The organism is Thermosporothrix hazakensis (assembly GCF_003253565.1).
Lineage (GTDB): Bacteria > Chloroflexota > Ktedonobacteria > Ktedonobacterales > Ktedonobacteraceae > Thermosporothrix > Thermosporothrix hazakensis.
The window spans coordinates 173,956-197,722 of sequence record NZ_QKUF01000008.1; the positions used below are offsets into that span (position 1 = coordinate 173,956).

20 protein-coding genes are annotated in these 23,767 nt (G+C 55.1%); 11 read left to right on the top strand and 9 right to left on the bottom strand.

Annotated features, from left to right (window positions below; all coding sequences use genetic code 11):
- Positions 1 to 138 precede the first annotated feature (138 nt).
- From EI42_RS13895 to EI42_RS13905, 3 genes are all read left to right on the top strand, one after another.
- A complete protein-coding gene (locus EI42_RS13895; protein WP_170142609.1) occupies positions 139 to 1,299 on the top strand; it encodes a DUF4097 family beta strand repeat-containing protein in 1,161 nt (386 codons plus the stop codon).
- Between the two features lie 116 nt (positions 1,300 to 1,415).
- Positions 1,416 to 2,081, top strand: coding sequence for an endonuclease III (gene nth, locus EI42_RS13900; RefSeq protein ID WP_111322957.1), 666 nt, complete (start codon positions 1,416 to 1,418; stop codon positions 2,079 to 2,081).
- A gap of 206 nt (positions 2,082 to 2,287) precedes the next feature.
- Entirely contained in the window at positions 2,288 to 3,808 is a 1,521-nt protein-coding gene (locus EI42_RS13905; RefSeq protein WP_111322959.1) for a flavin monoamine oxidase family protein, read from the top strand.
- A gap of 33 nt (positions 3,809 to 3,841) precedes the next feature.
- On the opposite strand, the gene EI42_RS13910 is transcribed toward EI42_RS13905, so the two are convergent.
- A complete protein-coding gene (locus tag EI42_RS13910; RefSeq protein WP_111322961.1) occupies positions 3,842 to 4,657 on the bottom strand; it encodes a MerR family transcriptional regulator in 816 nt (271 codons plus the stop codon).
- Between the two features lie 451 nt (positions 4,658 to 5,108).
- Between EI42_RS13910 and EI42_RS13915 the strand changes: the two genes are divergently transcribed.
- Complete coding sequence (locus EI42_RS13915; protein ID WP_111322963.1) at positions 5,109 to 6,005, top strand: serine/threonine protein kinase; 897 nt, start codon at positions 5,109 to 5,111, stop codon at positions 6,003 to 6,005.
- A gap of 65 nt (positions 6,006 to 6,070) precedes the next feature.
- The gene (locus tag EI42_RS13920; RefSeq protein WP_111322965.1) at positions 6,071 to 7,282 is read left to right on the top strand and encodes a class I SAM-dependent methyltransferase; all 1,212 of its coding nucleotides are present in this window, start codon (positions 6,071 to 6,073) and stop codon (positions 7,280 to 7,282) included.
- Here EI42_RS13920 and EI42_RS13925 read toward each other — a convergent pair.
- On the bottom strand, positions 7,279 to 7,668 hold the full coding sequence (locus tag EI42_RS13925) for a VOC family protein (RefSeq protein ID WP_111322967.1): 390 nt from the start codon (positions 7,666 to 7,668) through the stop codon (positions 7,279 to 7,281). The two genes, EI42_RS13920 and EI42_RS13925, sit on opposite strands and share 4 nt — an antisense overlap.
- Positions 7,669 to 8,055 (bottom strand): MerR family transcriptional regulator, encoded by a 387-nt coding sequence (locus EI42_RS13930; protein ID WP_170142610.1) that lies wholly within the window; start codon positions 8,053 to 8,055, stop codon positions 7,669 to 7,671. It lies immediately after the preceding gene.
- Between the two features lie 347 nt (positions 8,056 to 8,402).
- Here EI42_RS13930 and EI42_RS13935 point away from each other — a divergent pair, with 347 nt between their 5' ends.
- A complete protein-coding gene (locus tag EI42_RS13935; protein WP_111322971.1) occupies positions 8,403 to 10,559 on the top strand; it encodes a tetratricopeptide repeat protein in 2,157 nt (718 codons plus the stop codon).
- A 46-nt stretch (positions 10,560 to 10,605) separates the two neighbouring features.
- On the opposite strand, the gene EI42_RS13940 is transcribed toward EI42_RS13935, so the two are convergent.
- Both EI42_RS13940 and EI42_RS13945 read right to left on the bottom strand, forming a co-directional pair.
- A complete protein-coding gene (locus EI42_RS13940) occupies positions 10,606 to 11,334 on the bottom strand; it encodes a class I SAM-dependent methyltransferase (protein WP_111322973.1) in 729 nt (242 codons plus the stop codon).
- Positions 11,335 to 11,543: 209 nt separating this feature from the next.
- Positions 11,544 to 12,650, bottom strand: a complete 1,107-nt coding sequence (locus EI42_RS13945; RefSeq protein WP_111322975.1) for a threonine aldolase family protein — start codon at positions 12,648 to 12,650, stop codon at positions 11,544 to 11,546.
- A 406-nt stretch (positions 12,651 to 13,056) separates the two neighbouring features.
- On the opposite strand from EI42_RS13945, the gene EI42_RS13950 reads away from it, so the two are divergent.
- On the top strand, positions 13,057 to 14,514 hold the full coding sequence (locus EI42_RS13950) for a leucine-rich repeat domain-containing protein (protein ID WP_111322977.1): 1,458 nt from the start codon (positions 13,057 to 13,059) through the stop codon (positions 14,512 to 14,514).
- Between the two features lie 180 nt (positions 14,515 to 14,694).
- Positions 14,695 to 16,320, top strand: coding sequence for a thiamine pyrophosphate-binding protein (locus EI42_RS13955; protein WP_111322979.1), 1,626 nt, complete (start codon positions 14,695 to 14,697; stop codon positions 16,318 to 16,320).
- Between the two features lie 54 nt (positions 16,321 to 16,374).
- On the opposite strand, the gene EI42_RS13960 is transcribed toward EI42_RS13955, so the two are convergent.
- The gene (locus tag EI42_RS13960; protein ID WP_137686031.1) at positions 16,375 to 17,127 is read right to left on the bottom strand and encodes a hypothetical protein; all 753 of its coding nucleotides are present in this window, start codon (positions 17,125 to 17,127) and stop codon (positions 16,375 to 16,377) included.
- Positions 17,128 to 17,302: 175 nt separating this feature from the next.
- Here EI42_RS13960 and EI42_RS13965 point away from each other — a divergent pair, with 175 nt between their 5' ends.
- The 3 genes from EI42_RS13965 (at position 17,303) to EI42_RS13975 (ending at position 20,872) form a co-directional block, all read left to right on the top strand.
- Entirely contained in the window at positions 17,303 to 18,103 is an 801-nt protein-coding gene (locus tag EI42_RS13965) for a MerR family transcriptional regulator (RefSeq protein ID WP_111322983.1), read from the top strand.
- A 79-nt stretch (positions 18,104 to 18,182) separates the two neighbouring features.
- Positions 18,183 to 19,469: an ABC transporter ATP-binding protein gene (locus tag EI42_RS13970; RefSeq protein ID WP_211326165.1), complete on the top strand. Its 1,287-nt coding sequence runs from the start codon at positions 18,183 to 18,185 to the stop codon at positions 19,467 to 19,469.
- Entirely contained in the window at positions 19,466 to 20,872 is a 1,407-nt protein-coding gene (locus EI42_RS13975; RefSeq protein WP_111322985.1) for a hypothetical protein, read from the top strand. Before EI42_RS13970 ends, EI42_RS13975 begins: the two co-directional genes overlap by 4 nt.
- Before the next feature lie 56 nt (positions 20,873 to 20,928).
- Here the strand turns inward: EI42_RS13975 and EI42_RS13980 are convergent, their stop codons facing one another.
- The 3 genes from EI42_RS13980 to EI42_RS13990 all read right to left on the bottom strand — a co-directional run bounded on the left by EI42_RS13980 (position 20,929) and on the right by EI42_RS13990 (position 23,502).
- Positions 20,929 to 21,717, bottom strand: a complete 789-nt coding sequence (locus tag EI42_RS13980) for a TerC family protein (protein WP_111322987.1) — start codon at positions 21,715 to 21,717, stop codon at positions 20,929 to 20,931.
- 126 nt (positions 21,718 to 21,843) lie between these two features.
- The gene (locus EI42_RS13985; RefSeq protein ID WP_170142611.1) at positions 21,844 to 23,016 is read right to left on the bottom strand and encodes an AI-2E family transporter; all 1,173 of its coding nucleotides are present in this window, start codon (positions 23,014 to 23,016) and stop codon (positions 21,844 to 21,846) included.
- Positions 23,017 to 23,268: 252 nt separating this feature from the next.
- The gene (locus EI42_RS13990; RefSeq protein ID WP_111322991.1) at positions 23,269 to 23,502 is read right to left on the bottom strand and encodes a helix-turn-helix domain-containing protein; all 234 of its coding nucleotides are present in this window, start codon (positions 23,500 to 23,502) and stop codon (positions 23,269 to 23,271) included.
- Between the last annotated feature and the right edge of the window lie 265 nt (positions 23,503 to 23,767).

Here is a 23,767-nt window from a genome sequence, read left to right on the forward strand (position 1 = left end):
TTTTGCTCTGATATGGTATATTTAGGCTGGACAACTGATTTTTTTTCTGGCAACAGATCGATAGATTTCAGTCCGAGAATTGCCAGCAGAAGGGAAGCCCTTCCTGATCGTACACGCAAGGAGAGACAAGGAGCCGTCATGAGTTATCAGGGAACGCCAAACGAGCCAGCCGAGCACCTCACTTTCTCGGAGACCGTCAACCGAGAAACGCCGCCCGCTGCTTCCCCGTATAGCTTTCACGGTACGGACCCGAATCTGCAACTGGATCCCACCCCGGTCGTCCGCACATCGACGCCGCCAAAACTGACCGGCTTCTTCCCACGGCTGAAGCTCCCTTCGCATGCCAAACCGAAGCAGGCAACTGATGAAGACGATATCTTTTCCCTGCCCTACACTAAAAAAGACGATCCCTCGCAGGTGACGGCCCCGACACTGCTGCTTCCTTTCGCACCCATTCCGCCGAAAGCAATTCAGAAGCGACATTCCGCTATTGTGAAGAGCCGCTGGCGCCTTCAGGCCGAGCAGGAAGGCGAAGAACTCACCACCAGCGCTCCCTGGTGGCGCTTTCCGCTGGTGCTGGTACTGTGTGGCATACTCCTGATTGCAGGCTTCTTCGTGGTGCGCCAGCTCAACGATAAGCCGGTTGATATCCCGCAACAGACGATCACGGTCGGCACGACGCCCCTGGTCAACATTCAGAGCAACGGCGGCGGACAGATTTTCCTCCATAGTGGACAGACCGGCTCAATTGAGGTCAAGGGAAGCCGTCACGCCTCCGGTTTCCTCGGCAATATCGCCAACGCAACGCTTGAGCTCAAGCAAAAGGGAAGTGAGCTTGATATCCTGACTGGCGGCCAGAATAGCGCGATCCCGCTGCTTCAACAGGAACGCGTTGACCTGGATATCACCCTGCCGAGTAATTGTACCGTTCAGATCACGCATACAAATGGCTCAATCACAATTGATGGCTTGCAGAGCCAGATCACGGTGACCACCCAGAGCAGCGATATCGACCTGACGAACGTCACCCTGAAAGGACAGAGCACGCTGAAAACGACGGATGGCGATATCACAATCAAGGGCGCGCTCGATCCCAACGGTAACTATCAACTGTACTCGGAAAGCGGCTCGATTGATCTCACGCTGCCCGCAGAGAGTACTTTTGCCCTGCAAGCCGAGGCCAAAGATGAGAAAGAAGTCTATAACGATTTCGCCAGCACCAACGCCGCTCACCCGCGCATTCAGGCCAGCGCACCAAAAGGCAGCATCTCACTCCATAAACAAAATACCCATTCATAACAGTCGCATTGACAAGCGGTTACAGAGCCTCTAGAGTATGCTGAAGACCCTTTCCATTTTTGCAAATGAGAAAAAGAAAAGGGAAGCGAAGCAATTCAGAAAAGAAGGGGCTCACAATGACACCTTATAGCGGTCCCGCCCCCTGCTCTCAGGAGCAGGTTCAGGCTATCATCAAGACACTGCATGATCTCTATCCGAACGCACGGTATGATCTCGACTTCTCCACGCCGCTTGAGATGCTGGTTGCGACCATCCTCGCCGCCCAGTGCACGGATGAGCGCGTCAATGCCGTGACCGGAGAGCTTTTCAAGAAATATCATACCGCCGCGGACTACGCGAACACGCCACAGGAAGAGCTTGAGCAGGATATCAAGTCAATCACGTTTTTCCGCAACAAGGCCCGCAGCATCCGCGCCGCCTGCCAGTATATGCTTGACCACTATCATGGAGAGGTCCCGCAGACCATCAAGGAGCTGGTCAAAATGCCGGGCATCGCGCGCAAAACGGCAAACGTGATCCTCGGGAACGCCTTCGGGATCAGTGAGGGCTTTATTGTTGACACGCATGTGGCCCGCCTCTCTGGCCGCTTCGGCTGGAGCAAGCAGAGCGATATCAACAAAATCGAGCAGGATCTGATGCGAATCATCCCCCGGGATGCATGGCTCGGACTCGCGTTCAGGATGATCTATCATGGCCGGGCGATCTGTAAGGCTCGCAAGCCGCTCTGTGACCAGTGCCAGCTTGCCGCATACTGTCCCTCGGCTTTTACCGTTGAGAAATAGCGCGGCGGGAGGATCATGTCCTCCTGCTGCCCTCCCCCGGCCGATGTTCCACCCTCAAAAACAGGGAAAAATAGGGTACAATAAGGGGAGAGAGCACCTATCAGTAGAAGATCAGCAGCTCCCTTAGCCTTGACAGAAGGGCGCTTTCTCCGCATAAAAACGGGATTCTGCGAAGGGTCCGCACGCCTTCCGAGGAGTTTTCTTTCATGAAGCAAGCTTCAAATGCGCACCACACAACACCCGACGATGACTGTATCACCCGCCAAAAGCGCTCATTCTCCCCTTCCAGACGCATGATAGGCCATATCGCCATTGTCGGAGCAGGCATAGCCGGACTGAGTGCAGCCCTCACCCTCCATGATGCCGGGGTTCCCTGCACTCTCTACGAAGCAAGCGACAGAGTAGGAGGGCGCATCCATTCCGCCACGCACTGGAGCCAGCAGCAAAGCGCGGAATGGTGCGGTGAGTACATCGATAGCGATCATTCTACCATTCTCGCGCTTGCTCGACGGTTTCGCCTTCCTCTCCTCGAAACACACCATGCGCATGGAGAAGACACAGGTATCAAATATCAGCTTCTCGGCAGATCCTATACCTTTGGCGAGCTGACCCGGTCCTTTCAGGAGATCGCTCCGCGCGTGCTTGAGCAGTATCATCAGATCGACCCTGCAACCACCTGGGACCATTACACGCCGATGGCAGCGATGCTTGATCATATGAGCACATACGATTGGATCGAGCGCTACATCCCCGACGGGCACGCTTCGCCGACAGGCATGCTGCTCGACACCCTCTATACAACCCTGTATGGCGTGGACACCTGGGAACAGAGCGCCATGAACCTGGTGACGTACCTCGGCTACCTGCTTGCCCATTCCCCGCAGTCAGCACTCTCCAGCTCTATTGACGTGAGCTACCGGATTGCGGGTGGCAATCAGCGACTGCCGGAAGCAATTGCGGCCTCTCTTCCCGAAGACGCTATCCGCCTGAGACACCGCCTTGTCGCGATCAAACGTCACGCCAACGATCGGGTAACGCTAACCTTCGACACCGAGCGCGGATTTCAGGACATCTCCTGTGAGTACGCGCTGTTAACGCTGCCATTTAGCGCCCTGCGCGAGGTCGATTATCGCAAGGCTGGCTTTGATACGCTCAAGCAAAAGGCCATCGCTGAGCTCGGGTATGGCACCAACTCCAAGCTCATACTTCAGTTTGATGCGCGTCCCTGGCAACGGATTTTCCAGAACCACAGCTTCCAATCGGACCGCCTGCAAGCGATCTGGGAAGCCACAACCGGTCAGCAGGGCGAGGGGGGCATTCTGGTTCACTTTACCGGCGGCACAAAAGGGCGCTTGTATGCTCCAGCCGCACCCTATACCACCACCAACGAGCCGGAGCATGCCGATCTGCTGCGTCACTATGCTCGTGACACGCTCGAACAGCTTGAGACGTTGCTTCCCGGCCTCAGCGATCACTTCACCGGCAAGGCCGCCCTGAGCTATCCCACAGGAGACCCGTTCATCCGTGGAAGTTATGCCTGCTGGTTGGTCGGACAGGTGACGAGTTTCTGCGGCTACGAAGGCGCCCGGCAGGGACCGATCCTCTTTGCGGGCGAACATTGCGCGAACGAGATGCAAGGCTTCATGGAAGGAGGCGCGCAGGAAGGTGTGCGAGCCGCCCGCGAGATTCTCCGGGATTGCGCCGTTTCTGTGGAGCAACCACTATAGCAGCGTTTTTTCCATCAAAACGACAGGGCACGCTTAGCGCCGCTGCTCATAGAGAGCAAGGGCCCGATATAGAAAGGCCTCCTCTTCTCCCTCATAGGGGAGCTGAAAGGGCCGCTGCTCCGGACTCATCTGCTTGATGTCGGTATGCATCCGCTTCAGGCTCTCGATAATGTCGGGATCGCCATGTGTGAAGCCCTGCATCAGGTCCAGCCATTCCGCCACCAGTTGTTGCGCTTCGGGGCTCTCCGGGGCGATGCCCTCGCGTACCATGCGCCTGAGTTCGCCACCGATGCGCTCCCACCTCAGACTTGCTTGCTTTTGCTCCTCTTCGCCGAAATCTTTGCCCCATTCCGCCAGCTTTTGCCGCTGTGCCTCAGTGTAGTGGGTTCGAGACAGCTCCTCAAGCCGTTTGACCTGCCACTCATCCAGATACTTCCTTCTCCAATCTCCCGCCTGCTCCTGCTGCATCATCTGGATTATATGAAGCAGTGTATGCCAGTCGCCAGCACCTGCCCGCAACATCTGTTCTGTTTTCTCGATTGCTTGCAGAATCGAATCAAGCTGCATACGCTTCTCGCGTAGCATGATCTTTTGCAGCAACAGCCATTCGCCCAGTTCATAAGGAGCGATCTGCAAGCAGCACTTGATCTCATCCAGCGAGAAGCCCAGATATTTGAGCGCCAGAATCTTCTGCAACTGCAAAACGTCCTCATCGGTATAGAGCCGATATCCCTTCTCGCTATGTGCCGAAGGCGAGAGCAACCCTTCCCTATCATAAAAGCGCACCGTGCGCACTGTCACACCTGCCATCCGAGCAACCTCACCGGTATAGTAGAGCCGCTTATTCACTGCTTCTTCTCCTGATCAAACTCTCTTTTTGGTTTGTACACCATGACGTAGCGTCACGGTCAAGGTCTTCCAGGTCCCAATGGACGTGTGCAAAAAGCCCGCGAAAATATGCTATACTTTCCTGCAAAGAACGCTTTCGGGAAACAGCATGTAGCCCGCGGGAGATATGATAAAGCGAATACCTGTTTTGCAGGACAGCGCCGAAAGGTGTCTATACACTAGCCATTTTAGCCTGTTTCCTTTCAAACCGTTGCTACAAAAGATACTATAGACTGGGGGACAGGGATTCTCCCTTTCGTATTGTAGAACACTACTGTATTTCAAAACGATCGAGAACAGAAGCTGTTGGAGGCAGGCGCGTTCATGGAACCCATAGCAAAAACTCTTTGAACGCTCTCTACAGCGCTCATCTCTCGCACCGGAGATGGCAGCCTGCTGAGGATACACAAAAATGACTATTCTGGAGCAAAACCGCCTACAAACAATAAACGGGTATCGAATCGTGCGCCTGCTGGACCGGGGCGAGGGCTCTGAAGTCTATCTGGCAATTCGAGAGCAGGATCAACAGCAGGTCGCGCTGAAAATTCTGCCAGGACGCCGCATGGGCGAGGAGTTGACCAAATTCTATGTGCATGCCAAGAAGCTGGCCCGGCTCCGACATCCGCATATCGTCCATATTCTGGATTTTGGTGTTGAGGACGACTTTGCCTTTTTAATTATGGATTACGCGCCAAATGGCACCCTGCGTGAGAAACACCCCCGTGGAAGCGTGCTGGCCCCTGAGACCGTCAATCAGTATGTGCAGCAGATCGCCGCTGCAATCGGGTATCTTCACGAGCAAACGCTGATCCACCGCGATCTCAAGCCGCATAACCTGCTTGTCGGGCCCCGTGGTGAGGTGCTGCTAGGAGACTTCGGCATTGCTGTGGTCTCGCATAGCCTTGACCCACTCTACCCGGAACAATACGACTTTGAGGGAACGGTGCTCTATGCTGCTCCCGAACAGCTTATCGGGCGGCCTCGACGCAGTAGCGATCAATACTCACTCGGAGTCATCGCCTATGAATGGCTCTGCGGTGAATGCCCCTTCACTGGCGACTTTGAAGCGCTGGTCGAGCAGCATCTGCACAAGCCCGCGCCGCCGCTGCGGAGCAAAAACCCGGCGCTGTCTCCCTTGATCGAGCAGGTCGTGATGAAGGCCCTGACCAAAGACGTTGAGAAGCGCTTCCCAAGCATCGCGGAGTTCGCCCAGGCGCTCGATTGGGCCACAGCACAGGTACTCACGCAGAAGGTCCGGGCGCTTCCCAGGCCAAAGCGACAGTTCAAATCCCCGCGCCTCTTCCCCTGATCCCCGGCCAGTGTTGCCGCATGCGTACCCCTGATGATACAATGCGGTCGACAAGGAGGGAATGTATGGCGGCACACTGGTGGCAGACGCTTTTCACAATCATTGCGGCACTGGACACACACCAAATCGATTATACGCTAAGCGGAGAAAGCGCACTTTACGCGCAACACATTGAGCTGGCAGGCACACCGCCTATCACGATCGCGCTTCAATGGGACCTTTTCCCTCGCGCCCGTGAGCTGTTCCCGGCCGCACAGATGCCAGATGAGACCACACTTTCGTTTCAACAAGATGGAGTCTCAGTAACCCTGTTCTGTCGCTATAATACGGTCGTCGCAACCGATCCCTACCGGCTTCAGATCGAGCGCGAGGGCCATCGTCTCTGGGTTCGCTCGGCCTATTTCTACGCCGCTCATCTGCCGGAACAGGACCCAATCGTGCAGGCGATCAGGCGCTACTGGCACACGCTCCAACAGCAGAACACGCGCCTCAATCAACAGGCCTGGACACAGGAAAGCTATGATGCCTGGGTGCATCGCTTCGGCCCAGCAGAAGCCGTCGCCTCACGCCTGCGCAAAGAGCCATATCAGCGCCTCGGCACGCTGGCCCCCTATCTTGTGACCTCCTCACCGGTTTCGTCTTCCGCGCGCCTGACCGACGAGCTGGCAGGAAAGCGCATTATCAACCTGCTTGGCTCACATGGCCTCAAAGCGACCGCTCTGGCGTTGTGTGGCGCGCAGGTGACCGTGGTCGACATTTCACCCGAAAACGCACGCTATGCCCTCGATGTCGCCCGGGCAGCAGGCGTGACGCTCCATTATCTGGTCTCCGATGTGCTGACGATGCCCGAGAGCGAACGACAGAACACGTATGACCTTGCCATCATGGAACTGGGAATTCTGCACTACTTTGTGGACCTTCAGCCGCTCTTTCAGACAGTCATGCAGGTCCTCAAGCCTGGTGGCAGGCTGATCCTTCAGGATTTCCACCCGATTTCAACCAAGCTGATTACCTCTCAGGGCAAAAAGCAGAAGGTCAGCGGCAACTACTTTGACCCGACCATCGTCGAAACAGATGTCGCCTTCCGCAAACACCTGCCCGACGAGCTGCAAAGCCGAACAGGCAAGGTCTATCAGCGCCGCTGGACCCTGGGCGAAATCGTCACCGCCGCCGCGCGGTCCGGGCTCCTGATCCGGCAACTGGACGAGGAGCCGAACCTGAAAAAGGATGATATCGGCATTCCCAAACTCTTCACGCTGGTCGCCGAACATCCTTAACCAATATTGACTTCAGCTACCTGCTCTTTCACATGTTGCACGTATTCCACAATTGTGCCATCAGGATGGCGGGCCAGCATATTCATCCCGGTCGGGACGCGCTGTGGCTCCTTCAGGATCTCCCCATGCGCCTCTAACAGCACACTCCGGAACGCTTCAAGCGAATCGACAAGGTAGGTTGCTTGTGTGGCCCGAAAGGGAGCAAGCGCCTGCTCCGAGCCCGCAATCAGCAGCATCGAGCCAACCTGAGCCAGTTCCAGTCCCATTTCAGCGTACTGAAAGCGCAATGTACACGGTTGACTGTACAATTTCTCGTAGAAAGCAATGCTCTCATCCAGGTGCTCCGCCTTAAGATATACTCGTAGCAGTGTAGATAGAATTTTCATTTACTCTCCTTCCGCAAGCTTTTCATACATCATCAATTGTTGCTCTATCTGTGCTAGCATGCATTCAAGAGAGCGCTTTTGCTCTTCATATAATGCATGATATTGACGCAGGATCTGTAAGCGGCGCTCAAGCAGTTCTTGCGGCAGCCCTCCATGCTCACGCCCCCTGTTGGGACAACCACCACGCATAAAGAGCGTGATATCTTCAAGCGACATCCCAAGCTGTTTGAGCTCATGCATACAGCACAAGAAAGAAATATCTTGCTCGGAAAAATCTCGCGTTCCGGCGGGTGTGCGAGCAATACGGGGAAGAATACCACTCTTCTCATAAAAGCGAATAGTATAGGCAGAAAGCCCCGTTCGCTTCACAACATCCTGGATCTTCATGTACACAACCTCCGCAGGTTCTGACGGAATCATACTCTTTAGAGTCGGCTCTAAGTCAAGGGGAAACCTCACAACAGGTATGCGCTGCCTCTACTAGCAGTATTTCTACAACAAAAGCGATCCCTCTTTTTCTCAAACAGAGAGAGTATTTATTGGTAAAGCAAAACGATAAGAGACCATTGCTTTTTCTTCTCTTTACAGAGAAATGAAAAGCGATTAAAAGCGAAATAGAGGATGAAAGCATAAACACATAGTTGCTTTATAGTCGATTCATCGTTATTATCTACAGAAGCAGTCCGTGCAGGGCCGCCCACGAAAACAGAGCGTCAGAAGGAAACGTAGCAAGCATGGAAACCGGTCTGTTCGACTCATTCGGCGACATTCTCAAGGCATATCGTAAACGCAGGAAGCTCACACAGAGCAAGCTTGCAGCACTCCTCAAGATACACCCGAACACCGTCGGCGCCTGGGAAAGAGGCGAATATCTCCCCGAAACCAAAGAAATCGTACTGGAGCTGGCTCGTCTGCTCCAACTGGATGAACAGGAAACACGCCGCCTGCTTGAAGCCAGCCTGTCCGCCCTCACACCGTACTGGTATGTCCCCTACCAGCGCAACCCTTTCTTTACGGGACGTGAAGCGCTACTGGATACCCTGCACACCCTGCTCCATACCAACCCCCGACGCCCCGCCTCCTATGCGCTCAGTGGCCTGGGTGGAAGTGGAAAAACACAGGTAGCTATTGAGTATGTTTATCGCACATTTCAGGAATATACGGCTGTCTTCTGGCTGGATGCCGCAACCACATCTACGCTGCTCGGTAGCTTCTATGCGCTGGCCGAGGCGCTCCAGGTTCCCGGCTTTCAGCATTTTGAGCCGCAGAAAATCGTGACCGTGGTGCAGCGCTGGCTGAACATGCATCGTGATTGGTTGCTCGTTGTGGATAATGTGGCAGACATTGAGACCCTGCGCTCATACCTCCCGGCGGCCCGTTCTGGTTCCCTGCTCTTCACCACGAGGCGGCAGGATCTCGATACCCTGGCTACCTGCCTGCCTGTAGAAGGGATGACCGAAGAGGAAGGGATCCATTTTCTGCTGAAGCGCGCTGGCCTGCCCAGGACACCCGATCTGGAAGCAACCGCCCGCACGCTGGTGCGCGAAATGGATGGGTTGCCGCTGGCACTCGATCAGGCAGGAGCATATATTTCTACTCAACAAATCCAGCGTCGCATAGCCAATCACCAAACTGATGATAGCCTGCGTGACTACCTGCATAGACTGCGACAGCAACCCATTCCATTATTGCAGAATCGCGGTGACTATAGCGATCACCCGCTTTCGGTGGTCAGCACCTTCACGCTCTCCTTTCTGGCTCTCAAGCAAACATACCCGGCCGCGGCTAAACTGCTGATCTTCTGCTGCTTTCTCGCCCCCGAGCCCGTCCCAGAGCGGCTTTTCACCAGAGGCATGACGACCCCGACGATACAGGCCATTGGAGAAAATCCGCTGGAGTTCAATCGGGCGCTACAGGCTTTGCAGGCCTACTCGCTGCTGCACCGTCATCCGGAACACGAGACACTCCATATGCATCGGTTGGTCCAGGTTGTGCTAAAAGCCTCCTTTTCCGAGACGGAGCGGTTTCAATGGGAAGAACGCGTTCTGGCCTGCCTGTGCGCACTCCTTCCAGATTCCTCGAATCCCGACGCTGCATGGCCGCTCCTCCCACATGCGTTCTATGCCGTCACACACTACAGGCATGATAGCGAGCATTACATAACGCTGGCCACCAGAGCCGCCGCCTATCTGACAACTATGGCTCGCTATGAAGCAGCCGAGAAGCTCTACAGGCGGGTAATGCAGCTACAGCATCCGCCCACGCTCTCCACGCTGCTCGGCTTCGCCGAACTACGGAGCCAGCAACATCACTATGACGAGGCCGAGGCGCTCTATCGACAGGCACTCCAGCAGGACGAGGATCATCAGCTCGCACTCAGTGGGCTGGCCGCGCTGCTCAGCTCGCAGGGACGCCATCAGGAAGCGGAACAACTCTTACTGCGTTCCCTCTCACCACACAGACAGGAGCAGGCTTTTTCTCCTGAGTTGCTGAACAATCTGGCGCAGCTCTACTATCAACAGGGACGCTATGAAGAGGCAGAGACTGTCAGCCTGCGCTCGCTCTACATGCTGGAACAGCGGCAAGGACGCGAGAGCCTTGCCCTTGTCACGCCGCTGAAACTGCTGGCACAGCTTGCCACTCACGCCCGGGAGTATACAAAAGCGGAATTCCTCTACCATCGAATACGCACACTCTATGAGAAGCATCAGGAGACGAAGCACCCCGAATATCTCTCGGCCTGTGTCGCGCTGATCGAGCTTGCACTGCTTCAGGGACAGCAGGCTCATGAACGCTATAAACAACTTCTTTCTTCTATTGAAGCTTTCACACCCGAGATACAGGAAACCCTCGCGCATCTGGAACAGCTTTTCCGTCAATCCGACGCTTAGTTGTTTCCTGCTGAACCAACAACAGGAAACAACATCCGGGAAGCGCTCAGGACTTCTCCAGAACAAGCTGCATTCTGGGGTGCTCAGCAGTGGGCGCAATGTTCTCATCAGAGGACGAGCAGACCAGACGCGTGGTAAAGCCGCATGACGCCGCCAACTCACTGAACTCTTCGGCAGTAAACATCTGAAACTCGAAATGGTCGCTCCCCTGAATGCCCGACTCGTCCGCGTACTGGACGACCGAATGCAGGCGATTTCCCTCCAGGTACACGCTGGTTTCCACGACAAAGCCGTTGATGTCCTGCCGTTTGGTGCCGTGGTGTCCCTCATAGTAGGTTCGATTGTACATATCGATCACAAAGCGACCGGCTGGAACCAGCTTGCGATAAATCTGGCGCAAAATGTGTCTATTGGTCTCCTCATCAAAATAACAAAAGCTCTGCCACATATTGATGACAGCATCAAATTCCCCGGAAAGGGCCTCAAGCTCCCGCATATCGCCCTGAACATATTGAATATCTTTCCCGGCCTTTCTAGCGCGGCGTCTGGCCTCCGCAATCGCGTCTCTATCGCGGTCCAGCCCGGTCACGGTATACCCGTAATCAGCCAGTAACAGCGCATGGCGTCCATATCCGCAACAGAGATCAAGGACGCGCTTGTAGCGAGGTAACGGCAATTGACGCGCCAGAAACGCCACATCCTTGCGGGTCCATTCCTCGTTCTGCAACGGCATGAACAACTGAAACCATAAGGAGGAGTAGATATTCGTCGTCATACGTCTTTCCCTTCTTACTTTCCAGGCAAATACTCACATTCAAATACTCAAATCATATCCGGTTTACCGCTATTTGTACAGCCATACATGTAACTTTATGCATATTATTTCAATGGATTTTTTCTTCTACCCCTGTTACCCTTCATGAATAGCAAAAGGCCCCGGGGATATCCTCCCCGGGGCATCAAAAAAGCAGCCGTTCCATACGCTCAGTACGCTTGCTGGAAGGCTGCTCTATCCTGCTTTCGCATCGTTGTGTGAGGCGTCTCAACAATGGTGCGAGCCGCTTGAATTGCCTGTTCAATATCCTGTCGGGTGACATCCAGATGGGTAATGGCCCGAACACGACCATTCATCTTGCTGAAGCGCACCCCATGCTCGTAACGCGCACGATCAATGAACTGTTGCGTTGTCATGCCCGTTTCGGTCACATCGAAGAAGACAATATTTGTTTCCACATCCTGCGGACGAATCCGAATGCCCGGCACCTCGGCCAGCCCCTGCGCCAGAAGCTTCGCGTTCTCATGATCTTCGGCCAGACGCTCAACATGATGCTCTAATGCATAGATGCCCGCGGCGGCAATAATCCCGGCCTGACGCATGGCACCACCCAGAAGCTGCTTGTATCGCCATGCTTCCTCTATAAAGGCTTTCGAGCCAGCAAGCACACCCCCGACTGGCGCACCAAGCCCCTTGCTGAGATCCAGCCACAGGCTATCAAGCGAGGCGGCATAGGCTTTCGCACTGATCCCGGTCGCAACCACGGCGTTTAACAGCCGCGCCCCATCCATATGGGTCGCCATTCCGTGGGCATGCGCGACCTCGCAGACCTCGCGAATGGTTTCCAGTGGCCAGCACTTTCCACCACCCATATTCGACGTCTGCTCGATTGAAATCGCACGGCTACGAGGATTATAGCGGCTTCGCTCACGAAGGGCCTCTTCTACCTGCCGTGCGGAATAGACGCCGCGCTCTCCATCAACGGTCCGAATCAAAATACCTTTGAGTGGTGTCGGGCCGCCGCCCTCGTAGTGCAGAGGGTGCGCGGTCTTATCCATAATTACTTCATCGCCAGGCTGACAGTGGACACAGAAAGCGATCTGGTTACACATTGTGCCCGAGGGCAGATAGAGAGCCGCTTCCTTGCCCAGAAGCTCGGCCACCATGTCCTGTAAACGGTTCACGGTGGGATCTTCACCTAGTTGCTCATCGCCAACCTCGGCCTGACACATGTACTCGCGCATGGCCAGGGTTGGCCTGGTAATCGTATCACTGTACAGATCTACCCGGATGGGAATATCGGTAGGTACATCCATAACGCAGCTATAAGGCTCCTCATTTTTCTGTAAATTCATGTTTCGCGTTTTGAGCGGAACGTGCACGGCCCCTTCCCGCGCTTCTGATCTTCTACATATACCCTGCGGGTCAGGCCGCTCTCTTCTTCAGTATATAGTAGCATGCTAATGTATAACAAGTAGAGTAAAGATCTATATTCGATAATGCGACTATGGAAACAATGACCATTGCCCTTATGTTTCGGCCTTTCGATCCGCTATTGTGAGATCGCTCACGTTTCTCGCCATCCAAATTCGGCGCTTCTTTCTGAGGCAGAATGTAAAAGTGAAGTATTTCATAGACAACCCTGCTTAAAAAAGTCACAATGTCGGATAGAATAGCCGTTTGTTTGTAACATATAAAGCAGCAAGGAGCCATCCGGGAACAATGGATATCGCAAAGCTTCTCTCATCCGCACATCTCTCGCATGAGCCTGCTTTCCTGCACGAAGCAGTTCATCATGCTTCCGAAGCAGAGCTAGAAGCCCTGGTACTGGCTCTGCTTGAGCGCGGCGACAATGAACCATCCTATCAGCGCCTTTTGCACTTTCAGGCCCTCGCCTGCCTCTCTGCGCTGCCAGCGCATTCACCGTTGCTACCGCGCCTGCATGCAACACTGCTCACGCTCTTTCCACCTCAACATTTCTACGAAACAGAGCTGCTCGGCATGGCGGGCAATGCACTTGTAGAGCCGGTGCAAAACCTGTTGCTCCAGACCGATACTGCTGATACCAGCAGGTGGCAAGCCGGCCTGCATACCCTGTTGCATATCGGAGGTGAGCAGGCCATGAATGCGCTTCATCGGCTGCTTGAGTGGCTTCGTTCACGGGAGGAGTTCACGGCAATTGTGCAGCCTTTGCAGGATGAATGGCTTGAGGGCTGGAAAAGCCGCCGTTTCCCACCCGAACGCTTTGCACGGGATGTCCTTGTGCCCATCTTCGGCACCACACCCCGGCTCCTCTTGCGCGACCTCTCTGGCTCGCTGAGCGGGCTGCAATACCTCTCGCACCTGGAACAACTCAAGATCTACGAGAGCCCGGAATTGACAAGCATTCAGGCATTACACGGACACCCGAACCTCCGGCAGGTACAGCTTGTGGGATGTCCCCGATTGCGTGACGCCACCATTTTCACCACGCTGCCGCGTCTGGAGCTGCTTGATCTGGCCCGCTGTCCGGGCCTCTATGATATTGATGTACTTGCCTGCCTGTCTCCACACATCGAACTCAATCTATGGTTCTCGCGCTCGCTAAAGGGGCTCCATCGGCTTTCCGGGCTTACTGAGCTCTCCTGTGATGCGCTGGAAGATGCGGCCGAGCTGGCACAGCTTCCCGGACTAAAGCGCCTGTTCCTTGACGGCTACTCGTATAGCGACGGCACCCATACGCCCAGACCACGCAATCTCCATGTCCTGTCTACGCTCAGCGGGCTGGAATCCCTGACCTTGCGAGATCTCACGCTGGATACACTGGCAGTGCTGGCCCCGCTCACCCGGCTGAAAGAGCTGCACCTGTATGGCTGCCAGCCCTTCACCGATCTGTCACCGCTGACGGCGTTGTCCGAGCTGGAAACCCTTTCGATTACTGATAGCCTGATCGAAGATATTCGCCCGCTTGCTGAATTGCCACGCCTGCGCAAGCTCTCCCTCTCGCTGAATACCCGTATCAAGCGGCTTGACATGCTGCCCCCCGTTGAGACGCTCGATATCTCGGGTTGTACCAATCTCGATCTACAGGCTTTGCAGCCCGTGCTACGAGGCTCCTCACTCAAAGAACTGTTTATCGGCGAAAATCGTGGCGAGCTTGATTATGCGGCACTCCCGCCCAACATCGACATCCGTCAATAAGGAAGTGCTCAGCTTTTATGGCTAGTCCACTGCCTATTTTTTCCTATTCTCTCGATTCGCTGTTTATAATAAGAGAGATTTCATACATGATTTTTTCAAAGACACGCCGCAGGAGCCAGAGAACGGGCTAGCTCGATATGGCTGAACAGGAGCTCGGGCGTGAAAGGAGGATTCACCAGCGTGAACAAACGGCAGCACCTCACCGGTGCGCAAGCACTTATCGCCTCACTTCAGGCATTTCAGGTTGATACTCTGTTCGGTATTCCCGGCGTGCATACGCTCCCGATATATGATGTTTTACGCGAAACACCCGGCATACGCCATATTCTGGGACGACATGAGCAGGGAGCCGGTTTTATGGCGGAGGGATATGCACGGGTCACAGGCCGCCCCGGCATCGTCAGCACGATCACCGGGCCTGGCGTCACTAACGCCACGACGCCGATGGGCAGTGCATTCGCCGATTCAATTCCACTTATGGTTATCAGTTCAGGACCTGCTCGCGCCTCTGTCGGTCGCAACCGGGGCGAACTCCATGAGGTCAAAAATCAAGCGGGCATTATGGAGGCGCTCGCCGGGTGGACTCGCTGTGTCCAGCATGTAGAAGAGATTCCAGGCGCGATTCAAGACGCCATGCGCGTGATGCTGCAAGGTCGCCCGCGTGGCGCTTATCTTCAGATCCCCCTTGACGTCCTTCGCGAAAAGGCGTATGTCACGCTCCCCGACGAGGAGGATCTAACCTATACTCGACCGCAACCCGCTACAGCCGATATTCAGGCCGCCGCGCACCTGCTGCGCGAGGCACAGTTTCCGGTCATCGTTGCCGGAGCTGGCGTCACCTTTTCTGGCGCGAATACAGAGCTTGTGCTGCTTGCAGAGCGGCTTCAGGCTCCGGTCATTCTGGGAAGCAAGAGCCATGACGTGATGTCCAGCGCTCACCCGCTTGCTGTCCTCACGACGGCCTATATCACTGATGAGCTGGATCCGCTACTGACGCGGGCCGATGTCGCGCTTGTGATTGGAAGCAAGCTCGGCGCGGAACGGACCGCCTATGGCCGCATGAAGCTCCCCCGCACGCTGATTCATATCGATATCGATGCATCCGAATTCGGGCGCAATTATCCCGCTTCACTCGGCATCGTTTCCGACGCTCGGGCCGCTCTGGAAGCGCTTTTGCCGCTCCTACCAGAAGAGGCACCGGCACGACCCGAGTTGCCCGCGCTGCTGGATGAGGCACGTGCCGCGGTCGTTGCCCATACCCGGGCCTATTTCGGCGAAGGGGTTTGCTTCCTGCCAGCCATCCGAGAGGCGCTGCCCCATGACGCGATTGTGGTGGCCGATATGACGATGCTTGGTTATGCCAGCACGGTCAGCCTGCCGATCTATGAGCCACGCACCTTCATCCACCCTAACGAATATTGTACTATCGGTTGTGGGCTTCCGCTGGCTCTGGGAGCGAAGGTAGCCGCACCGAAGCAGCCAGTCATCGCGCTCTGCGGTGATGCTGGCTTCCTGCTGAACATCGCTGAAATGGCGACAGCGGTACAGGAACAGATCCCGGTTATCGCGGTTGTCTTCAACGATTCGACCTTTACCGCGGTGAAAACCGAGCAGCGGGCTGCCTATGATCGCCGCTATATCGCGACGGATGTCATTGAGCCCGATTATGTGGCGCTGGCTCAGGCATTCCGCGCCTATGGAACCCGGGTCAGCACGCCGGAAGCGCTCCGGGACGCGCTCCGCGAGGCGCTCACCCTCAACCGCCCGACAGTAATTGAGGTCCAACTGCCACCCAAACAGTGGTAAAGTCAAGGGCAAGCGTCCCGACTCCGGTGACGCTTGCCTGCTCGTCTGGAAGCACTACTTCTTGAGACCGAGCATCAGGGTTTCGTCCAACAGTTTCCAGAAGCTCTGGTCAGCCTGCTTGATATGTCCAGCATCGTCGTTAAAGAAGACCGTGCCGCAGCCGCTTTGATCAGCGGTGACCTTGACTTCCTGCTTGCCTTGATAGAAGGTCAGGTCATAGTGCGGGCCCGCCATCATCGTACACATCTTTTTCTGGTCCAGTGGCGGCAACTTCTCGATCGCATCATACAGCTTTTGCACTTTCTCTTTATCGACAACCGTCGGCTTTTGCAGCGACGGGTTCATATCGACACCCCTCACCGTCGCATCCACCTTCTCAGGCTGAAACGCTGCCTTTGCCTCCGTGATAAGCTGCATCAAGATATCTTTGCTATCGGCGGTCAGGCGTCGAGTATCCGTCTGACTGAACCTGATGGTTCCACATCCGCTTTCATCAATGCTCACTTTTTCCTGTTTATCGCCCTGATTGAAGACCAGCCCATAGCCAGGCCCTGCTTGCCTGGTACAGGGTGTGTTATTCGGCAGGGCAGGCGCTGCCTTCAGCGTTTCAAGCAGCTTTTGTACGTTATTCTGGTCTGTTGTCTGGTAGATAGCATTGACTGTCTTCTGGTCGGCAGCATACAGCGTCATCTGTACGCTATTGGCATCGGCTGCACCCGCTCCAGTGGTGGTACTGGCGCTTCCACATGCGACCAGAAGCAGTGTCAGGAGAAGCAGGCCGAAAGCCGATATACTCTGTTTCTTCATCAGCATCGAACGCTCCTTTCTTGAAGGGATGCTGTAAACGTTCCATCGGAGATAATGACGTTGGACCCTCGCATTTTGTTCCCGATTGCCTGCTTTTTTCCCTGCAATTCGCCCACTTGCCCTTGACCTTGTCGCAGGGACAAGGTTGTATGATGTGAGAGAGAAAGGAGCAAGCATGAGAAAGCATTTGCATATCGGCGAGGTGGCGCAACTGCTGGGCATCACCCCCAAAGCGATCAGGCATTATCAAAAGCTCGGGCTGCTTGAAGAGCCAGCTCGCAGCCCGGCGGGCTACAGGCTCTACGATACGCGTGCGATTCTCCGCCTGCATCAGATCAAGCAGCTTCAGGCGCTCGGGCTTCCTCTTAAGCGGATTCGCGCTCTGCTTGGCCGTCAGACCAGAGAACAACCGCTGCCCGTTATCTTACAGGCGCTTGATGCAGAGCTTACAGCACAGATCCAGGAGCTGGAAGCGCGTCGTGCCAGAATCCGTGAACTGCTCTCCGAAGGGCCACTTGAGCAGGTTGAGCAGCTTCCGGCTTCATCTCGCATGCTGCAACAGATCAGGCAACAGCTTGAGCAGGAGGGCATTCAGGTTCACCCGGCCATCTGGGAGATCGAGACGAAAGTGATCTCCCTGCTGGAAGATTTCCGGTGGCCGATCTCCTCTACGCTGCTAGAGCAGTTTCGCCTCCTGATGCACGAGCAGCCCGAGCTCTGGAGGCACCTGCTCTCCATCTATAGCAGGCTTTCAACCACGCTTGAAGCGTCTGCCGATGGAGAGCTTCTGTTACAAGATCAGGAGATACAGGCCCTGATCACTGATGTAGTGAAATATCTGCCTGTACCCGAAATGCAAAAGCCATTTACGGACGCTTTCGCAGAACTGATGCTCGGCTCGCTGTCACCGCAGGCCGAGACAATGATACAGCTTCTCAAGCAGGCTCTTCTTGAACAACCACACCAGGAGCCCTGAGAAGCTTCCTCAGGGCCAGGAGGAATAGATGCAAGATACTGACAACAGGACGTTATCACGAAGTGAAGTATTTCCACTTATGTTTTCGTATACCGCGATTCGCTCGCGCTTCAACAACACCCTTATCACGCTTTGCTGTCTGCTTTTCCTTGAGGGTGGTGTGCTCCTGCTCGTTCTCATGCTCCTGCCCGTCCACGCATCGTTCAAGTGGGGAGGGGCGGCACTCGCGCTGCTTCTGCCCATCATCATCCTTATAAAAATGCGGGCACCGCTCCACACGCGCCATTGCCTGACAGAGAGCGAGCTGACAGTGCGCTATGGCACCTTCGTGGCCACAGTGCCCCGTGCGCTGATTGAGGTAGCAGAACCTGTGCAGAAACGGCTTTCCCCGTTTCACAGCACAACCCCGCTCTATGAGCAAGATGAGCAGCAATTGAACGTCTGCTTCTCGGAACAGGGACAGGTGTTATTCCGGCTGCGTAAACCGCTTCCCCTGCTCATCGGCCAACACGAAAAGCCTGTCCGCTCCATACTGCTAAACGTTGATGAGCGTGATAGCTTTCTCCGGCTGCTCGCTCAAGAGGAGAAGACGGTGCATCACCTTTCCGGAGCGCTGTATGAAGCGATCCCGGAGGAACAAGCGGCCATCACTATCGAGGGCCTGACCGCCCGATTCGGCTCCCTGAGCGCTGTGGATAACCTGACTATCCGGGTGCGGCGCGGTGAGATTTACGGGTTTCTGGGAACCAATGGAGCAGGCAAAACGACAACAATCAAGATGCTGGTCGGTCTGCTGCAACCGACAGCGGGTCGGATCACGCTTGCAGGCTATGACATCTGGCAAGAACCGCTTCCAGTAAAACAGCGTCTCGGGTATGTGGCAGACCGGGCCATTCTCTATGAACGCCTGACCGGACGCGAGTTTCTGACGTTTCTGGCGAGCGTGCGCCGTGTTCCCCGGGCTCGGGAACGGATCAGTTCACTCCTCGAACTGCTGGACCTGAGCGAGCATGCAGAGCGCCCCTGCGGTACCTATTCACTCGGGATGAAGCGCAAGCTTTCCCTTGCAGGAGCTCTGCTGCATCAACCGGACGTACTGGTGCTTGATGAGCCTCTCAACGGGCTGGACCCACAAAGCGCGTTTCGGCTCAAGCGGCTCCTGAGCGAACAGGCTGCGGCAGGCACAACCATTTTTCTCTCGCTGCATGACCTGGCGACGGCTGAGAATATCTGTCAGCGAGTGGGCATTATCCACAAAGGACGGTTGCTTGCTGAAGGAAGTCCTGCCGAACTATGCACCCTGCTGGCCGCTCCCGATCTGGAAACGGCCTTCCTCAAACTAACACAAGGAGAGGTAAATGTATGATATATATCTGGCAAGCCCGCTTCCAGAGCCTCCTGAATGGGCTACGCTATGAGAAGCCCATGCGGGTGGCGTTACCCTTCATGGTGTTGTTTGGCCTGCTTCCGCTTGGCTGGATGGTTGCAGACCTATCTCCCTGGCAGGTTCTCGGAGGAAGCTGGCTGCTTGTCGTTCTGCTCGCGCTCTTGAGCATCCGTACAAGCCTGAATAGCACCAGTACACAGCTTCTCTTGCTGCTTCCCTTCACACCGCGTACCCTCTGTTATACCGTGCTTGGCGAGCTCATCCTTGAACAGAGCTGGCCGCTCCTGACACTCTCAGGTGGCTCGCTCCTCTGGCTTGCGTCCAGGCACATGAACATATGCTGGCTGCTGCTCCTGTCAGCGGGCATGTTGCTTGCGCCAGTCTGTGCCCTGCTCGGCCTTCTGCTTGCTCATTCTCTGGCAAGTGGTGCGCTGTGGAGGCGCCTATGCTCGCTTATGGCGCTCGTTAGTGGGCTTCTTTTCATGAGCATCGCAAAGCTGCTCACGCCTCAACCGGAAGCGCTTCTGCTGTTACTCTGCTGTCTGCTGGCGCTGCTTCTTGGCCCGCTGGCACCACTTATCGGGAAATTATACGCATCTGTCTTCTACCAGCAGCAGGCATCCCGGCGGCACCGGCAGGCAGTTCCCGGGATGCGCCCGCTTCTCGCCTGGCTTGAGCGCAAGAACAACCCTGAAAGTGCCTTTCTGTTCAAGGCACTGCTGAACCAGAGCCGTAACCCGTTTACCTGGATCCGAACGGGCATTATGGTGCTGCTTGTTGCCCTTTTTCCTCTGGTCTATCCATACGTGCAGGGATACGCGTCAAAGAGCGTCGTGGCAACGCTGTACGCGCTTGCGGTCACGCTATTCCACGTGCTGGAGCCGGGTACCTGCGCGCTCGGCGGAGAGGGAAACCGCCTGACGCTCCTGCTGACAGCGCCACTCAAGCCGGCCCATCTGCTTCGTGCCCGTTTGCTTGTCTTTCTGTTATTGATCGTCGGGGAGGGTCTGTTCATCGGCGCGCTGCTTGGTTGGTGGCTTCATCTCACCGCACAGGAATATGCGAGCATGTTCACTACTGTCTGTCTGCTGCTCAGTGGCTGCACGACACTGCTTGTCTGTGGAAGCGCCCACGATGCCGACCTGAACCAGGCAGCCGAGACACTGGCCGAGCGCCTGCTACAAGAAGAGGGCCCGTTCACACCCCTGCGGATGCTTCTGCTCGGGAGCTGTCTGGGCTACGCGTTTGGTTCGGGTGTGCTACTCTGGACGCTCCCATTCTGGTATGCTCTGCCGCTGCTCAGTGTTCTGACGGGGACGCTGTTCCTGTTGAGCTGGCGTTTCGGTCTGGGGGGACTCACCAGGCTTGTCAAGCCGCACTAAAGAAGAAGGCAACGTTTCCCTCTTGTCGAAACGTTGCCTTCTACATTTTTCTCAACTTATTTCTTCACTGCTTCGCCTGTCTGATCCTGCACACTTGTGGTCTGGCTGTCGCCATTCTGTTTCTGCTGCTTCTTCTGATGGGTCATCCACCAGACGTAGAGAATGAAACCGAGCATAATTACAAGCACGATCCCACGAATCACAATTTCTGCGTAGGGGAGATTCTGCATCAGCCAGGGGCCAAGCCGCTGGTCCTCAAGGATCATTGAGGCTGCCGTCCAGGCAAGAATCAGGCTGGCTACATCAATCAACCAGGGAAGTTTCGACATAATCGCCGAAATAACCGCACTACTCAATAACAGGAAGCCGATACTGACAATCAGGCCGAAAATAAGTACCCCGATATGCCCATCTGAGAGTGCGCCCACGGCCAGCACGTTATCAAGGCTCATTGTCACATCAGCGACCAGAATGGTGATTAATGCATTGAAAAAGCTCTTCCCCTTTTTCTTCGATTGTGAAGCCTGTATCTCTGCCTCATGCTGCTCTGGATCTTCTTTCTCCTCTTTCTCAAAGAGCAACTTGATCGCGATATAGATAAGAATCAGGCCGCCTATTGTTTGCAGAAGAGGTATTTCAAGCAAAAAGGCGGCCAGAATCGTAAAGGCGATACGGAGGATAACAGCACTTCCACCACCAAGCAGGATCGCCCACCAACGCGTGCGCTTCTCCAGACCGGCGGCGGCAGCGCCGATAACAAGCGCGTTGTCCCCACTTAACACAAGGTCGGCCAGAATAATACTTCCGACCGGAGCCAACAAACCAGCGAGTTGATTCCAGTCCATAATATAGCTCCTCTATTGCATCTCTTGCAAGATATCTTGTGTCTGAAGCATTCCATTCCTACCCCAAAACATCAGACACGTTCAGAGGGAAGCTGTAGAGTCGTGCAACAGCTTCCCATGTTCCATTTATGAGCCTGAAGCCGCTTCGACCTCAGAAGCATGCGCCAGTTTTTGCGTTTTCTCTGACTCATCTCCATCTGAAGTAAACTCATCCGGGTGGCTCTCCTTCCAGGTTTTCCAGGCTGCAATGATAATCGCCTGCACAATCCCGGCAGTAATCGAGGCAAACAGCGCCCCTGCAATCCCGAAGAGCTCTCCGCCAGCCAGCAGCGCCAGCAACGAGACAACGGGATGTAGCCCGACCGCCGGGCCGACAATACGCGGGCTCAGAATATTGCTTTCCAGCACCTGAATCGCGATCAGGAAAGCAAGCGCCAGAACAGCAATAATCCACCCCTTTGTCAGCGCCAGGAGGATGCAGAGGATCCCGGTTATAAAGGCCCCGATGACCGGGATAAAGGAGAGGACAAAGGCCAGCACACCCAGAAATACGGCATACGGCACACCAATAATTGCCATATAGAGACCGGTCAGCGTACTCAAAATGGTGGAGAGCAGCAACTGACCGCGAATATATCCACCGCCAATCCGTTTGAACGTTTCAACAAGAAATGTGACGTTCTTGCGCTGGCTGCGTGGTGTCTGGGTTTTCAGCCAACGCGCGACCCGAGGGCCATCGATCAGCAGATAAATGCTCATCGTCGCCACAATCAGGGTATTAATCACGACATTGAATACCCCTTTGACAATGCCCGCCGCCTGTTGCGAAAGCGTGCCAAGCTGCGAGCCAAGCTGACGCCCAAATTGCAGCAGCGTGTCATAGATCTGCTGCTTTGAAATGTTCAGCCAGTCCAGATTCAGCGATGCCAGAAACGTGATAATCGGGCCATCACCTCGGATGATCGCCCGCTCAATGTTCTGTTCTAAAGAACGTGCCTCTTGAAATGCTGTTCGACCCAGGAAATAGAGCAGGACACAGAGCCCCATGAACAGCACGAGATAGACCGTTGCTATCGCCAGAGGTCGCGGCACATACCTCTGTAAAAATGTCACTGCGGGATAGAGGGCATAAGCCAGGAGCACAGCTACTGCCAGCAGGATCAGCGAACCGATTACCCACTGCAACAACCAGCCAATCACCAGCGCCAGCACAATCCAGACCAGGACCGTGAGCGAGATGACGAGCCGCCGTGTCCAGTTCCAGGGCTGCTCTCTCCTCGTTTCAGTTCCTCTGTTCAATCTTTCTCCACCTTTCAGAAGTCTCCAAACCAGCCAGACTTCAGAAAACGCTCTTTGAAAAAGGCACATTCCCTATAAACGAAAAAGAGATCGCAATATCAAATCCCCTACCCACTTTCAGCCTATCATTGTTCACAATCTGTACGTTTTCGGAGAAGCGGTCAGGAAAAGGAGCGCGGAGTGAGGAACCATTGCGGTAGATAGCCAACAAAAAAAGGGAGGCAATCTAGATTGCCCCCCTCGTGATCTTGCTTAGCTCGACAGGGTTGAGCCGCTGAGCAACTGATCCAGCGTGATCTTGCGTACGCGATATCCTCTCCGCTTGCCGCGGTGTGGCAGGGTCACGGCCTCAAGCGCACCTGTCTTAATCCAGCGGCGCACGGTCGTATCATCCACACGAAGCTGACGTGCAACCTCGCGTACGGTCAAGAGTTCGTCAGCAGGTCGGGGTTTGCTCAGATCAAGTTTTTCTTCTCGCACTGTCATGGTATGAACCTCCTCTGGTTTTCTCATTTGTGTACAAGATTCTCTATCGTCATTTTAGACTCGTATTTTCACCTTCGTCTGCCCGTCTCACCCCTCAGCAACCATGCTGATTACTGCAAGATGTATGAGACGCAAGGACATTCTTCTTTTCTGCCCGTCTGGCGACCGGCCTCACCGTTCCAGCATCCGCGAGGGCTTGCATACAGGGATAGAGAGAAATATGCACTCCCTCCCGCTTTTCAGGGAGGCGTTGTCGGCTGCGCGA

Coding starts and splice junctions, on each gene's coding strand:
- EI42_RS13895 (WP_170142609.1), top strand. CDS start 139: ATGAGTTATCAGGGAACGCCAAACGAGCCAGCCGAGCACCTCACTTTC.
- nth (WP_111322957.1), top strand. CDS start 1,416: ATGACACCTTATAGCGGTCCCGCCCCCTGCTCTCAGGAGCAGGTTCAG.
- EI42_RS13905 (WP_111322959.1), top strand. CDS start 2,288: ATGAAGCAAGCTTCAAATGCGCACCACACAACACCCGACGATGACTGT.
- EI42_RS13915 (WP_111322963.1), top strand. CDS start 5,109: ATGACTATTCTGGAGCAAAACCGCCTACAAACAATAAACGGGTATCGA.
- EI42_RS13920 (WP_111322965.1), top strand. CDS start 6,071: ATGGCGGCACACTGGTGGCAGACGCTTTTCACAATCATTGCGGCACTG.
- EI42_RS13925 (WP_111322967.1), bottom strand. CDS start 7,668: ATGAAAATTCTATCTACACTGCTACGAGTATATCTTAAGGCGGAGCAC.
- EI42_RS13930 (WP_170142610.1), bottom strand. CDS start 8,055: ATGAAGATCCAGGATGTTGTGAAGCGAACGGGGCTTTCTGCCTATACT.
- EI42_RS13935 (WP_111322971.1), top strand. CDS start 8,403: ATGGAAACCGGTCTGTTCGACTCATTCGGCGACATTCTCAAGGCATAT.
- EI42_RS13940 (WP_111322973.1), bottom strand. CDS start 11,334: ATGACGACGAATATCTACTCCTCCTTATGGTTTCAGTTGTTCATGCCG.
- EI42_RS13945 (WP_111322975.1), bottom strand. CDS start 12,650: ATGGATGTACCTACCGATATTCCCATCCGGGTAGATCTGTACAGTGAT.
- EI42_RS13950 (WP_111322977.1), top strand. CDS start 13,057: ATGGATATCGCAAAGCTTCTCTCATCCGCACATCTCTCGCATGAGCCT.
- EI42_RS13960 (WP_137686031.1), bottom strand. CDS start 17,127: ATGAAGAAACAGAGTATATCGGCTTTCGGCCTGCTTCTCCTGACACTG.
- EI42_RS13965 (WP_111322983.1), top strand. CDS start 17,303: ATGAGAAAGCATTTGCATATCGGCGAGGTGGCGCAACTGCTGGGCATC.
- EI42_RS13970 (WP_211326165.1), top strand. CDS start 18,183: ATGTTTTCGTATACCGCGATTCGCTCGCGCTTCAACAACACCCTTATC.
- EI42_RS13975 (WP_111322985.1), top strand. CDS start 19,466: ATGATATATATCTGGCAAGCCCGCTTCCAGAGCCTCCTGAATGGGCTA.
- EI42_RS13980 (WP_111322987.1), bottom strand. CDS start 21,717: ATGGACTGGAATCAACTCGCTGGTTTGTTGGCTCCGGTCGGAAGTATT.
- EI42_RS13990 (WP_111322991.1), bottom strand. CDS start 23,502: ATGACAGTGCGAGAAGAAAAACTTGATCTGAGCAAACCCCGACCTGCT.